This is a genomic window from Neisseria sp. 20925_1_37 (assembly GCF_041433255.1).
GTDB lineage: Bacteria > Pseudomonadota > Gammaproteobacteria > Burkholderiales > Neisseriaceae > Neisseria > Neisseria flavescens_D.
In genome coordinates this window covers 1-12,569 of the sequence record NZ_JAPWBC010000008.1, presented here as the reverse complement: position 1 = coordinate 12,569, position 12,569 = coordinate 1, and the positions used below count along the sequence as shown (strand labels likewise).

At 48.4% G+C, this 12,569-nt stretch carries 17 protein-coding genes; 14 read left to right on the top strand and 3 right to left on the bottom strand.

Translation table 11 applies throughout. The features are described 5' to 3' along the window. Nucleotide 1: 1 nt before the first annotated feature. Both O3661_RS07525 and ybaK read right to left on the bottom strand, forming a co-directional pair. Nucleotides 2–634 (bottom strand): DnaJ domain-containing protein, encoded by a 633-nt coding sequence (locus O3661_RS07525; RefSeq protein WP_371492894.1) that lies wholly within the window; start codon nucleotides 632–634, stop codon nucleotides 2–4. A 15-nt stretch (nucleotides 635–649) separates the two neighbouring features. After that, entirely contained in the window at nucleotides 650–1,135 is a 486-nt protein-coding gene (gene ybaK, locus O3661_RS07520) for a Cys-tRNA(Pro) deacylase (RefSeq protein ID WP_004519716.1), read from the bottom strand. Nucleotides 1,136–1,235: 100 nt separating this feature from the next. Between ybaK and O3661_RS07515 the strand changes: the two genes are divergently transcribed. Continuing rightward, entirely contained in the window at nucleotides 1,236–1,589 is a 354-nt protein-coding gene (locus O3661_RS07515) for a RidA family protein (protein WP_049349838.1), read from the top strand. A 128-nt stretch (nucleotides 1,590–1,717) separates the two neighbouring features. Beyond that, nucleotides 1,718–2,677, top strand: a complete 960-nt coding sequence (gene ttcA, locus O3661_RS07510) for a tRNA 2-thiocytidine(32) synthetase TtcA (protein ID WP_371492893.1) — start codon at nucleotides 1,718–1,720, stop codon at nucleotides 2,675–2,677. 91 nt (nucleotides 2,678–2,768) lie between these two features. Here ttcA and O3661_RS07505 read toward each other — a convergent pair whose 3' ends face one another. After that, nucleotides 2,769–3,389, bottom strand: a complete 621-nt coding sequence (locus O3661_RS07505) for a TetR/AcrR family transcriptional regulator (RefSeq protein WP_371492891.1) — start codon at nucleotides 3,387–3,389, stop codon at nucleotides 2,769–2,771. A 397-nt stretch (nucleotides 3,390–3,786) separates the two neighbouring features. Between O3661_RS07505 and O3661_RS07500 the strand changes: the two genes are divergently transcribed. The 12 genes from O3661_RS07500 to O3661_RS07445 form a co-directional block, all read left to right on the top strand. Then, nucleotides 3,787–5,832 carry a TonB-dependent receptor gene (locus tag O3661_RS07500; protein ID WP_371492890.1) on the top strand — a complete coding sequence of 682 codons (2,046 nt, stop codon included), beginning with the start codon at nucleotides 3,787–3,789 and terminating at the stop codon, nucleotides 5,830–5,832. Between the two features lie 96 nt (nucleotides 5,833–5,928). After that, the gene (locus O3661_RS07495; protein ID WP_371492888.1) at nucleotides 5,929–6,327 is read left to right on the top strand and encodes an extensin; all 399 of its coding nucleotides are present in this window, start codon (nucleotides 5,929–5,931) and stop codon (nucleotides 6,325–6,327) included. A 100-nt stretch (nucleotides 6,328–6,427) separates the two neighbouring features. Beyond that, nucleotides 6,428–7,663 (top strand): MFS transporter, encoded by a 1,236-nt coding sequence (locus tag O3661_RS07490; protein ID WP_371492887.1) that lies wholly within the window; start codon nucleotides 6,428–6,430, stop codon nucleotides 7,661–7,663. Nucleotides 7,664–7,806: 143 nt separating this feature from the next. Then, nucleotides 7,807–8,295, top strand: coding sequence for a DUF456 domain-containing protein (locus O3661_RS07485; RefSeq protein WP_003746916.1), 489 nt, complete (start codon nucleotides 7,807–7,809; stop codon nucleotides 8,293–8,295). Between the two features lie 126 nt (nucleotides 8,296–8,421). After that, complete coding sequence (locus O3661_RS07480) at nucleotides 8,422–8,652, top strand: hypothetical protein (protein WP_371492886.1); 231 nt, start codon at nucleotides 8,422–8,424, stop codon at nucleotides 8,650–8,652. A gap of 22 nt (nucleotides 8,653–8,674) precedes the next feature. Beyond that, nucleotides 8,675–9,976: a replication initiation factor domain-containing protein gene (locus tag O3661_RS07475; protein ID WP_371492979.1), complete on the top strand. Its 1,302-nt coding sequence runs from the start codon at nucleotides 8,675–8,677 to the stop codon at nucleotides 9,974–9,976. Nucleotides 9,977–9,988: 12 nt separating this feature from the next. Next, nucleotides 9,989–10,300, top strand: a complete 312-nt coding sequence (locus tag O3661_RS07470; RefSeq protein WP_371492885.1) for a hypothetical protein — start codon at nucleotides 9,989–9,991, stop codon at nucleotides 10,298–10,300. A gap of 13 nt (nucleotides 10,301–10,313) precedes the next feature. Continuing rightward, a complete protein-coding gene (locus tag O3661_RS07465) occupies nucleotides 10,314–10,517 on the top strand; it encodes a hypothetical protein (RefSeq protein WP_063075624.1) in 204 nt (67 codons plus the stop codon). A 230-nt stretch (nucleotides 10,518–10,747) separates the two neighbouring features. Beyond that, nucleotides 10,748–10,990, top strand: coding sequence for a hypothetical protein (locus O3661_RS07460; protein WP_371492883.1), 243 nt, complete (start codon nucleotides 10,748–10,750; stop codon nucleotides 10,988–10,990). Between the two features lie 15 nt (nucleotides 10,991–11,005). Then, nucleotides 11,006–11,317: a hypothetical protein gene (locus O3661_RS07455; protein ID WP_371492882.1), complete on the top strand. Its 312-nt coding sequence runs from the start codon at nucleotides 11,006–11,008 to the stop codon at nucleotides 11,315–11,317. A gap of 97 nt (nucleotides 11,318–11,414) precedes the next feature. Then, entirely contained in the window at nucleotides 11,415–11,723 is a 309-nt protein-coding gene (locus O3661_RS07450; protein WP_371492880.1) for a hypothetical protein, read from the top strand. Beyond that, nucleotides 11,677–12,569: IgG-binding virulence factor TspB family protein (locus O3661_RS07445; RefSeq protein ID WP_371492879.1), on the top strand; the 893-nt coding region annotated here is incomplete at its 3' end. The genes O3661_RS07450 and O3661_RS07445, both read left to right, overlap by 47 nt.

The window sequence follows — 12,569 nt, the reverse complement described above, 5'->3', positions numbered from 1 at the left end:
TTTAGAACCATCCTTGAGTAGGAACAGGCTTATCTTCATTCAGTTTAATCAGTCCGACGACTACGCGATAAATGAGCCAAATACCGGTTGCCACCAAAATCAGCCAACCGATTAAGATAAGTATGGTCAACATCCCGAAAAGCATACCCACCAACGAAACCCAAAATGTCTTAATCAGATAATCAATATGGCTGGCATAAATACTGCCTTGCGCCTCATCGCGTTTGACATATGCCAAAATCACACCGACAACGGGTGCAAACCAGATAAACAGGCCCAACGCATAGGTAATATAGGCGATAAAAACATAGTTTTTCACTTCAGAATTAGACGTATTGACCATATTGGCCTCCGTATTATTGTTCCCTGTATTATGGTTTTCCGTATGATTGACCACCGTATTATTGAAGCCGTTGTCTTGGACTTCCTGAGGCTCGTACTGCATCGCTGCATCATAAGCCAGACGTTTTTCCGGATGAGACAATACTTCAAACGCCTGTCCAATGGCTTTGAAACGCTCCGCATCTTTCTGAATATCCGGATTGGCAACCAATTTGCCGTAAGCCTCGCGGATAACGTTGATATCAGCATCCTGAGACACACCCAAGATTTCGTATAAATTTAATTGTTCCATCTTTATTCCTATCCTTTATGCATCCACTGCAACATGAACATCTTGCGGGTTGAGCGTACGCAGGTTTTCAGGTTTCATACCCACGATAAACCCGCGTTTGCCGCCATTGATAAAAATCTCGTCCAAAGCCCAAATGCTTTCTTCCACATAAACCGGCAACGCGGTTTTCATACCGAATGGCGACGTACCGCCGACCAAATAGCCCGTCCATTTCGCCGCCTGATCCGCCGTTGCCGGCTCGATGTGTTTCAAGCCCAGTTCGCGCGCCAGATTGCGGGTGGAAATATGTTTGTCGCCATGCATTAAAACAACCAAGCCTTTTTTATGCTCATCCTGCAAGACGATCGTTTTGATGACTTGATGCTCGGGCTTGCCCGTACATTCGGCAAAACGCGCCGTACCGCCGTGTTCTTCATACGCGTAAACATAAGGGACAAAATCGATTTTTTTACTGCGTAAAAAGCGCACCGCCTGCGTAACCGGATATTCTGCTTTACTCATGGGTTGTTTTCCGCCATCCTTTTTCAGACGACCCCTCTTAAATATGGAACGTAAACAGTCGCAATGTTACCATACCTTCTTTTTGAAATCAGGAGACAACATGGACATCCGCTATCTTGGTACAAGCAAACGCTATTCAGAAGCCGTCGTAGCCAACGGCTTGGTTTTCCTCTCCGGCATGGTTCCCGAAAATCCTGAAGCCGACGCCAAAGCGCAAACTGAAAACGTTTTGGCACAAATCGATTCATGGCTCGCCCAATGCCAATCCGACAAAGCCCATATTTTGGAAGCCACCATCTATCTGCCCGATATGAACGACTACGCCGCCATGAACGAAGCCTGGGACGCATGGACAGCCCCTGAACGCGCTCCGGCCCGCGCCTGCGTGGAAGCGAAACTGGCTTCGCCCGATTGGAAGGTTGAAATCAAAATCACCGCCCTTCAAATCAAATAAAGCACAAATATCAGGCCGTCTGAAAACGCCGCTTCAACCAAGCAGGCGCAGTTTTTCAGACGGCCTTTATTCTTTTGCGGTACAATACCGCCCTTAAATTTTTCTATTATTTCAAAGCACAAACAGCCATGTCCAAAAAAACCAAGCAAGAATTAGAAAACAACAAACTCAGCAAACGCCTGCGCCACGCCGTCGGCGATGCGATTAACGATTTCAACATGATCGAGCCGGGCGACAAAATCATGGTCTGCCTCTCAGGCGGCAAAGACAGCTACGCCCTTTTAGACATCCTGCGCCAGCTTCAAGCCAACGCGCCGATTGATTTTGAACTGGTCGCCGTCAATCTCGACCAAAAACAGCCGGGCTTCCCTGAAGAAGTATTGCCGACCTATCTCGAAAGCATCGGCGTTCCCTACAAAATCGTTGAAGAAGACACTTACTCCACCGTTAAACGCGTATTGGACGAAGGCAAAACGACTTGTTCGCTGTGCAGCCGCCTGCGCCGCGGCATCCTCTACCGCACCGCAAAAGAATTGGGCTGCACCAAAATCGCCTTGGGACACCACCGCGACGACATCCTCGCCACCATGTTCCTGAATATGTTTTACGGCGGCAAACTCAAAGCTATGCCGCCTAAATTGGTGAGCGACAACAGCGAACACATCGTCATCCGTCCTCTGGCGTATGTCAAAGAGAAGGACTTGATCAAATACGCCGAGCTGAAGCAATTCCCAATTATTCCATGCAACCTCTGCGGCTCTCAGCCCAACCTGCAACGTCAAGTCATCGGTGACATGTTGCGCGATTGGGACAAACGCTTCCCCGGCCGTATTGAATCCATGTTCTCCGCCCTGCAAAACGTCGTTCCATCGCATTTGGCCGATACCGAACTTTTCGACTTTGTCGGCTTGGAGCGTGGTCAAAGCCTGAAACACGGCGGCGACTTGGCGTTTGATAGTGAAAAAATGCCGGAACGTTTCTCCGACGGCAGCGAAGAAGACGAAAGCGAAATCAAAATCGAACCACAAAAAGCCGAACGCAAAGTCATCAATATTTTGGCAAACAAACCCAAAACCTGCGGTATGTAACCGCGTTTAGACATTCAGACGGCCTTTCAGTAGCTATTTACTGAAAGGCCGTCTGAATATTCATATTTAAAATTCTTCTATTCTTTTTTATCTATTCTTTCCCTGACAAACCGTGCAGCAGCAATCTCAATACGTCTTGCGGCAACTTTTGCGGCGCGGCGGCATAAAGCGCGGTCAGTTGAGGATGGCGCATCAATATATCCGCCTGACGGATGAACAGGTCGATGAGTTCCACCGGCAAATCGGGCTGAATCAGGCGGCGTTGTTGCAGAGCATGGAAGAATCCGCGCATAAAGGCGTATTTTTCTTCGTTCAATTCGTGGAAAAACCGCTCCAGCTCCAAATCGATGTTCTCTTCAATGTCGCGCAGGAAAGCGGCGGAATAAAGTTCTTCAAACGATTGTTTTTGCAGGGCAAACACAGCCTCGGCGGCTTCGCGCAGGCTGCATTGCCGTGCAAGCAGATTTTCAAATTCGGCACGAACGCGGTTTTTCTGCTCGGTAACAATTTCCTGCAAGAGTGCGTTTTTACCGCTGTAATATTTGTAAAAAGTAACGCGGCTGATGCTGGCCTCGGCGCAGATACTGCCTACGGATACGGTGGAAAAGCCATGTTCGCGGAATAGGCGGCGGGCGGTATCGGCGATGGTTTGTTGTTTGCTGGCGGTCATGACGGTAAGAAGATTTTGATTTTGTTCATAAAGGTTTTTCATTAAAGTTATCCGCAAGTCGGATACTCATCATATTTCCCCACGGCGGCAATGGCAATATAACGGCTTTCAGACGGCCTCTTTCCTTGTCCCTCTGCTCCCCCTACGGATGAGGACTGTCGGATGCTTAGCAGGCCAAATTCATGAAGATTACAGAATCTCCCTCCTCCAACCTTCTCCCCCCAAATAGGAGAGGGATTTTTTTGGACGATTCACAAGATAAGAGGGGAAGTAAAGTGAATGATAAACACTTGCATTCCTGTTTCTTATTTCTTATACTTTACATTAATAGTTTGTTTTATGTAAATGTGTAAACAACAAATATTTGCATACGGACGGAGCGGTTGGATTGTCTGATGTTCAATCCGCTCCGACGTATGTCGTCTGAAAGGATAAGGAAATGCAGAAACCTACCCTCCGCCGCCTGCCGCTGCTGCTTGCCGCCGCCTTTGCCTCCGAATGGATTTATGCCGCCGATGCGGCGCAAGACGCGGAACAGGTGCAGTTGGAAGAAGTCGTCGTCACCGGCGAACGCACCAACCGCAGCGGCTTTGAAACCGCCACGTCCAACCGCGTTTTCACCACGCCGAACATCGACCGCAGCGGCCACAACCTTTCCGCAACCGACCTACTCAAACAGACCGTGAACACAGTGGACTTGGGCAGCGGCAACGATTTGCCGACCGTGCGCGGCGTGGACGGTTCCGGCCCCGCCGTCGGCGCGGTGGCGTTTTTCGCGGGCACGCGGCCGCGCCTGAACCTGTCCATAGACGGCCGCTCCGCCACTTACAACGAATACGCCTTCGGCACGCAGTCGCTGTGGGACATGCAGCAGGTGGAAATCTTGCGCGGGCCGCAAAGCCATGTGCGCGGGCAGAACGCGGTGGCTGGCGCGGTGGTGATGCGTTCCAAAGACCCGACCGACGAATGGGAAGGCGCGCTGCGCTTGGGTTTAGGCAACCAGAAAACGCGTAATGTTGCCGGCGTAGTGTCCGGCCCAATTGTGAAAAACAACCTTGCCTTCCGCCTGAGCGCGGAGCGGCAGCAGCGCGAAAGCTACGAACCGTTCGTGTCCTACGAGCCGACCGGCAACCCGCGCCGCGTGGAAAACACCAACGTACGCTTCAAACTCCTGCTCACACCCGAAAACCACCCCGATTTTTACAGCCGCCTGACGCTGAACCACATCCGTTCGCGCGCGCCGCAAAACGAAATCATGGGCAACACCGCCAGCCGCCGTTTTTTAAAAGAAAAGCCCGTGTTCGTAACCGGCTCGACATCGGGCATCTGGGACGTATCGTGGCAGCTTAACGACTATCTGAAACTGGAAAACAAACTGGTTTACGGCCGCTACCACAACGAGCGGCTGCACCTGCCGATGACCGTCAGCCCGCAAGGCGTTCCCGCCGAACTCAAAGGCCGCGAACTGCAATGGGAGCCGGTATTGCATTTTTCAAACAAAGGCCGTCTGAAAGGCCTTGCCGGACTGCACTACTTCCGCAGCAAACAAGACGAATGGGTAGATATCCGCAGCGTCGGCGGCCGCAACACCTTTGACGACCGCAACAGCGTGCGCGCCCTGTTTGCCGAAACCACATACAGCCCCAGCGAAAAATGGGACATCACGGCCGCCGCCCGCATTGAAAAAGAAACGCACAAACGAAGCGGCGGCAGCGGCGCGCTGCACCTTGATTTAGACAAAGGCCAGACCGTGTTCCTGCCCAAAATCGACATCGCCTTCAAACCCACCGACCAATGGGTCAGCGGCATCAAAGCCGCGCGCGGCTACAACCCCGGCGGCGCGGGCATCACCTTCGGCCGCCCCGTCGTAACCTACACTTATGAACCCGAATATGTGAACAACTACGAGTGGTACACCCGCTGGCGCAGCGCAGACCGCCGCCTGCAACTCACCGGCAACCTGTTCCTGAACCACTACCGCGACATGCAGCTCCCCTTCTATCTCGGCACCAACTCCGTCGTCATCCGCAACGCCAAAAAAGTCCACACCTACGGCGCAGAACTCGCCGCCGACTGGCAGGCAACCGACAGCCTGAAACTCACCACCGGACTGGGGCTGCTCAACACCAAAATCAAAAGCTATCCCGACAGCGGCATCGAAGGCAACAAACTCGGCCGCGCGCCCAAATACACCGCCAACATCGGCGTGAAATACCTGAACGACAAAGGCTGGGAAGCCGGCGGCGACGTGCGCTTCTACGGCGGCTACTACTCCGCCGCCGACAATGCCGAATCAGGCAAAATCGGCGCATACAACCAAGTCAACCTCTACACCGCCTACAACTTCAAACAAGGCCGCGTCTCGCTCTACGCCGACAACGTGTTCAACCGCCGCCGACCCATATTCATCTCCAGCGCCGACCGCCAAGACGCACTCTACCAACGCCCCAGAAGCGTGGGCGTGAGCGCGGAATGGAAGTTTTAAATGAAACTGAAATGATCAAGGCCGTCTGAAAAAACATAGGTCGGACATTTATGCCCGATCTACCGTTTATTCCTCCAAAACACCCAAAGGAACCCCATGCACTACTTCACCCCCGCCAAAAGCCTGCCCGAAGGCACCATCTACCTGACCGACCTGACCCACGTCGCCGACTTCGCCGACTGGCTGGCCGAATTCAAAATCCTGTTAAACCAAAACCGCCGCTTTGCTACCGTCTGCACCCCTATGCGACGGCAGGTAAGCGACGAACAGCGCATTGCCGACCGCAAAACCTACATCGAATGGATAAAGGCACATCGGCCGCAACTCGCCGAACGCTGCGCCGCCATGCTCCTTATCGAACCCGACGCGGCGCAACTGGCGTTTTTCCGCGAACAATCGTCCAAACTCGGCCCTGCATTGGGCGTGAACTACATCGTCGAAGCAGATGAAACAACCGCCCTGCTTCGCGCAGAAGAAGCGTTGAAGGCCGTCTGAAAAAATACTAAACCTATTTAAATACAAATCAAGTATTGTCACCCAATATGTTCAGACGGCCTTGTCCCTTTATTCGCCTCATCTTCAAAAGAATCATGTGATGTCCGACAATCAGACTTCCCCAAACTCACGCGACTGGCTGCTGCTTATCGGCGGCAGCACCTACAAATTCACGCTGACCGGTTTTTATCTGGTCGCGCTGGTGGCTATTTTGAAAAATCACGGTTACAGCCTAAACCAACTGAGCTGGATACATTTAATCGGCGGAATCGAAGCGGCGAAGGTATTGTTTGCCGCGCTGATGGAGCGGCGGCCGGCGTGGCGGTTCGGACGGTTTCGCGGCTGGCTGCTGACGGCGACGCTGGGGCTTTCGGCGGTGTTCGGGTTGATGGCCTGTACCGACATCACGCAGAACTTCCCGTTTCTTCTGGCCTGCTGCGTACTGCTCTCGGCCATGTCGGCAGTGTACGGCTGCGCGATGCTGGGTTTGTCGTGCATCGTCCTGCCACACCGCGAACGCGGCTTCGGCGGCGTAATTCAGACGATGGCGGCGCGCGGCGGCAAGATGATCGGCGGCGCGCTGGTGTTGTGGCTGTATCAGGAATACGGGCAGACGGCGGCGGCCGGCTTTATGCTGTCGTTCAGCCTGCTGATGCTGCTGCAAATCTTATACTACCGCGAGCCGGAAAGCCCGACGGCACAAGGCAGTTGGAAGGCGTTGGCAGCACGGCTGGTTTCTTTTTGGCAGCAACCTGAAACAGACTGGCGGTGGCTGGTTTTGCTGTTTGCCATAGCCGCGCCGTATGCGTTTATGGCTGCGACCTTTGTGCCCAAGCTGGCGGATTTGGGCTTTACCCCGAAACAGACGGGCGGAATTTTGGCGGTAGGTATTCCTGTTGCCTGCCTGATTGTGACGCCGCTGTCGGGCTGGTTTTCGCGCAATTATCCGCGCCGCAAACTCGTGTTCCTGCTCTACGCGCTGCAACTGCCGCTTTTGGCATCCATGACCGCCATCGATACGCTCGCACGTGTCCACCCTTGGCTGCCCCCCGCGCAAATCATCGCCCTGAGCCTGAGCTACACGCTGCTGCTGCCGGTGATACTGGCGTTTGTGATGGACAAATCAGACCGCGCCACCGCCGCACTCGACAGCAGTCTGCAATTTTCCATCGTCCTGCTCGGCAGTTACGCGGCCGGTTTCGCCGCCCTGCGGCTGGCAAAGGCTATTGGTTATACAGATGCGTATTGGGTTGCAGTGTACTTGGCCGTATTGGTAGGCCTGCTTTTATATTTGAATAGAAATTTATTCAATCATTCAGAGCGTGATTCACAATAATTCGCTCAGATATTTATCCATCGATTTTAATTGAGCACGCCTCCGGATAATTTTTCATTTTATTGCACAATCTCTCATGAAAATATAACAAAACGTGCCCATAATACTGCCGTTATTACACTCTTACATTCAAAAGGAACCTCATGACTGCTGTTCTCATCGTTCTCGGCTTGATTGCCATTGTCGTCGGCATCTTAGGCACTATTTATCCCGCCCTGCCCGGATTGGGTTTGATGTTTGGTGGCGCATGGCTGTTGGGTTATGCCGGCGATTATCAAGTGTTTGGCTCGGGTACGCTGACCTTTTTGGCCATTGTTGCCGTCTTCGGTACTGCAATGGACTATGTGGCGGGGGCATTGGGTGCAAAATATACCGGCGCAAGTAAAACCGCGGTTTGGGGCGCGTTTATCGGCGGCATCGTCGGCGCATTCTTCTCCATTCCCGGCCTGTTGCTCGGCCCGTTGGCAGGCGCGGCCATCGGTGAATTTATCGCACGCAAAGACACTTGGCAGGCAGGCAAAGTCGGTATCGGTACGTTTATCGGCTTCATCATCGGCACCGTGGCCAAAATCGGCTGTGCCTTGACCATTGCACTGACCATCCTGTTTGTTTGGTTGGCCTCGTTGTTCTAAGACAAAACATTAAAGGCCGTCTGAGTTTCAAGCATTCAGACGGCCTTATATATTGCGTTCCATCAGGGGCGCATATTTTTAATTCTTGTAAAGCCCCTTAACTCCAGCCAGTGAAGGGGCTTAATCATGTTTATTTTCTATACCGTCAATCCCGAACCCTTATATTTCCCGAAAGCATACATTTTGAAAGTGTTCGGGGATAAAGACAATGAATCCCAATGCATCAAAACAGTTTGTTTCCCTATCCGCAATCCGACTTTGAAACAAAAAACCGAAAACGAAGCGCATGAATGCGGCAGATTGTTTGTAAAACAACTGATGGATAAGGAATACAACCGTGAAAGCTTGGGAAGATAAAGCCGTGGCGGTGGTCGCGGATATGGCGGACGCGTCAGCGGACGGCAAGGCTGCGACAACCGCCGAAGGCTCCCCCCCTAGGCTAATAGGGGGGGACCAAAATAAAACCCCTAATCCGAAGGGTGCGGAAAAATCGGATAACCAAGATTTTGAGTTTGAATATTTCAGCCATTTCGTATCGGATGGGAAAGGCAAATTCATTGAAATACCGTTAAGACGTGGCAGGGATGACGGCGCATTTATTGACCAAATCACTTTTACGATTCACGAAGAAAGTTTGCCGAAAGTAACAGGCAAAGGATTGGTATCCGATACAGAATTTGTTGTGAAGTATAGCGAGCTGTTAGAAGAAATTTTAGGTTTTGGTATTACCCAAAAACTACCTTTCAAAGGCAAGTTTTTCTATAAAAGCTGTTACCAACTAGGCCCGGATAACGTCGAATATGGCAAGGTTCATTATGGAGGTCAGCGTGAAACAATGCTAGTTGAATTGAATGGTACAGGTTGTCAGGCTGCTATACCCGGTTGGGAAAACCGTCTACATGAATTCTTAAGTAAATGCGTCCGCCCGAAAATAACCCGTGTCGATGTAGCCCATGATTTCTTTAACGGCGAATACACACCCGATCAGGCATTATTTGATCATGATAACGGTCATTTTGACGTTCATAACATGAGGCCTAAAAGCGAATGCCGGGGTACTGAATGGCGCAATGATGATGGTAGCGGCAAAACTTTTTATGTAGGCAAACGCGGAAATTCTAAATTCACTCGCGTTTATGAAAAAGGAAAACAATTTGGCGATGTCAACAGTCCTTGGGTTAGGTTTGAAACTGAATTTCGGGCAGGAGATATAGAAATTCCCTTAGATGTTTTGCTTTATCCCGGTTCGTATCTTGGCGGTGCTTATCCGATATGTTCGGCTATATTTAAAACAGAAGCCAAGCGGATGGATGCTAAGACAGAAACAGTTAATCTATCTTTCGATCACAAACTGTTTCATGCGCGTAATCAGGTTGGAAAGATGGTTAATTTCCTCCGCGATATAGGGTGGAACGATACAAGAATTGTCGATGAGCTTCTTAAAGGCGTTGAAGGTTATCCCAAAGGTTTACAGCCTGAACAATACGATTGTAGAGATCAGACACAAAAGATCCAGTATATACACGAAGAGCAAAAAGCAATTGATGATTTGAAGATCCAAACATTAATGGATGATTTGCTTGATGAAAAAGAAACCGCATTTCCACAAGACAGGGAAAAACAACACATTCGAGACATTGAACTCGAAGAGAAAATTATTTCAAATTTTTTAAACAAGTAAAGGAAATTCAAAATGTTTGAGCAAAGCCAAGTAACCACATATTCAGCAACCCTGTTGGGAGCAAAACAATTTAAAGGCGAAATCGACGGTAACAAAATCGATTCTTGCACAGTTTTGGTAGCCAGCCCAATGCCGTCAAACGGAAATGCTGTTGGCTTTACCGCGGCAAGCATGAAATTTGGCGATAGCCATAATTTCGACAAGCTGAAAAATCTTAAATTCCCTTGCGCGGTTGATGTAACCGTAGCAATGGAATCAACAGGTAAAGGTCTTGTTCCTAAATTGCTTGATTTCCAAGTTAAAGGCGTACCACCTAAAGCCTAAGAAAGGCTGAATCATGAGTAAGTATCAGCAAAAATTTATTGTTCAAGAACTTGAAAATCATGAATTCATCTATCCCGATCCATTCGGCGATATTGGCTTTACGCCTAACATTAAATCTGCCGGCCAATATGAAAGCTATGAAGATGCTTTCAATTCGGCGATTGAAGAAATCGGTGGCGAATTTTTAATTTTCAGTTTTTATACAAAAGAAGATTAAGTTTAAGAGGCTCGGCGGGCGGTCTCTAAAACCTTCACAAAGCCCGCAATTAAAGGATTAAAAATGAATAAGAAATTACCCCTATCATTCAAATTAAGTTTGGTCGGTTTAGTTTTTTTCCTCTTGGTTTTATCTGTATCGGTTTGGTACCTGTACGGTTAAAAGACTTGCGGTAAGTCTCAAAACACCCGCATCACTTTTTTATCAACCCTTATTGAAAGGAAAAAGCTATGAAATTCTTAAACGTAGCAAAAAAATATGGCAATAAAGTTATTGCTGCAACAGCCCTGACAACCGTTTCCGCCCTGGCTGCTGCCGAAGGCGTCGATTTGTCAGGTATTGGTACGACCGCTGCCGCAGAAATTGCAAAATTTGCCGTGATGGTGTCTGCAATTGGTGCTGCTGTTTTATCAGTTATTGTGTTGATGCAAGGCTTCCGCATGGCCTTTAGCATGGTTAAAACGGCTAAATAACTGAAAGGGTTGGACATGGGGTATCGCGTCGGATTGCAATGCTTTTTATCGAACGAAGAAGCGCATGATTATGTATTGTCTCAAGTCCTACCCACCGTAACGGCGGATGGCAGATTTGTACGCCCTTACAAAAACGGCAAAGACTGGTATTTGAACGAGCAGAAAATCAATTTGAGTTTTCCGCAATGCGACATAGCCGAACAAATACAATTCGGCGTATTGGTCGGCGCGCCGTTCATAGTCTTATTGGTGCTTGTATTCGGTTTCAGAATGATAAAACGGTTGATTGAATCGGTTACAGAGAATCAAGGGGGTGGAGATGATTGACTTTTGGTTTTTATACGGATTCGGTGCGGTCTGTTTGGCATCGCTGATATTTTTTTGATATTCAAAAAGGGTATAATTCCGACTTTCTGCAACTGTTATGAAAGTTTGGATTATGTTAGAAAAGAATGAAAAGGATTTTTTCTATATAACTGAATTTGAATTAGATGAATTATCTAAATTCTATTTAGAAAAACCTTTATCTTTTGTATTTTATTCATATTTAGAAGAAACTGGATATTTGAAAAAATTCTCTTTAGATAAATGTCAGAATTTTTTTAATAGAATAAATTTCAATAAGGCATGTTTTGAAGTTTTATTTAAAGATAATTCAGTTTTCACTATTGGAAATGGTGAAATAAATGTTACGGGTTTTGACGATAATTTTTCTATTAGGTTTGAGCTTTGAATCTTTTGCTAGTGATTTGCAAGTTAGAAACGGTAAATTAGCCTATCCTTTGACTGAAAAATTTAATGAAAATGGTTTCAGACCTTGGAAAATTATTGGTGGTGGAATTGATCAAGAGTATCAGTCTAGATTCGACAAATCGCTCCATGTCCGTGAAGCCTCCACCGGTCTCCGCTCTGCCTCAACTGTCCCCGTAACGTTAGAAGCCCGAGTATCCCGAAAAGCCGTACTATCAGGCGCATTTGGCCTTGTAAAAGCAGGCGCAAAACTTGGTTTAAAAGCTTTACCATATGTTGGAGCTGCTTCATATGCTTATGATGCCTATCAATTAGTAAACCCCACTTTAGAATCAGCCGGATATCATTATTCTGAAAATGCCGATACATATCTTAAAGTTTATGATGATGCTTTATGTATGGGTAAGTTAGGGAATCAACCTGGCTATCATTCATGCATTGGAGTAGATTCTTCCGTAATGCTTGCTCTTTCAAAGGGAGGAAAATCAGCACAAGATGCTAAATCCCTCCTAATAATGCAAGTTCAATCTGACTATGAAAAAATACATAAAGATTTAATGAAGCAACATTATCCAGAATATGAAAATGTTTCCCCTAAATGTCGCTGGAATGGCTGGGGCGTTAGTTGTGATATAAAATCATTAGCTATATCCTACAAATTTATAAAAAATCATAGCGAAGAACTAACCACCAATAAGTTTTTAGAAATTGCAACATCTAAAATTGATAGTAATCCTACCCCTTTTATAGAAGGATCAGGCAGACCAGGCTACAACGAAAAAGTATCAGTCCCTGCCGGTACAGTCGTAACCATTGGCCCTCTCACTCC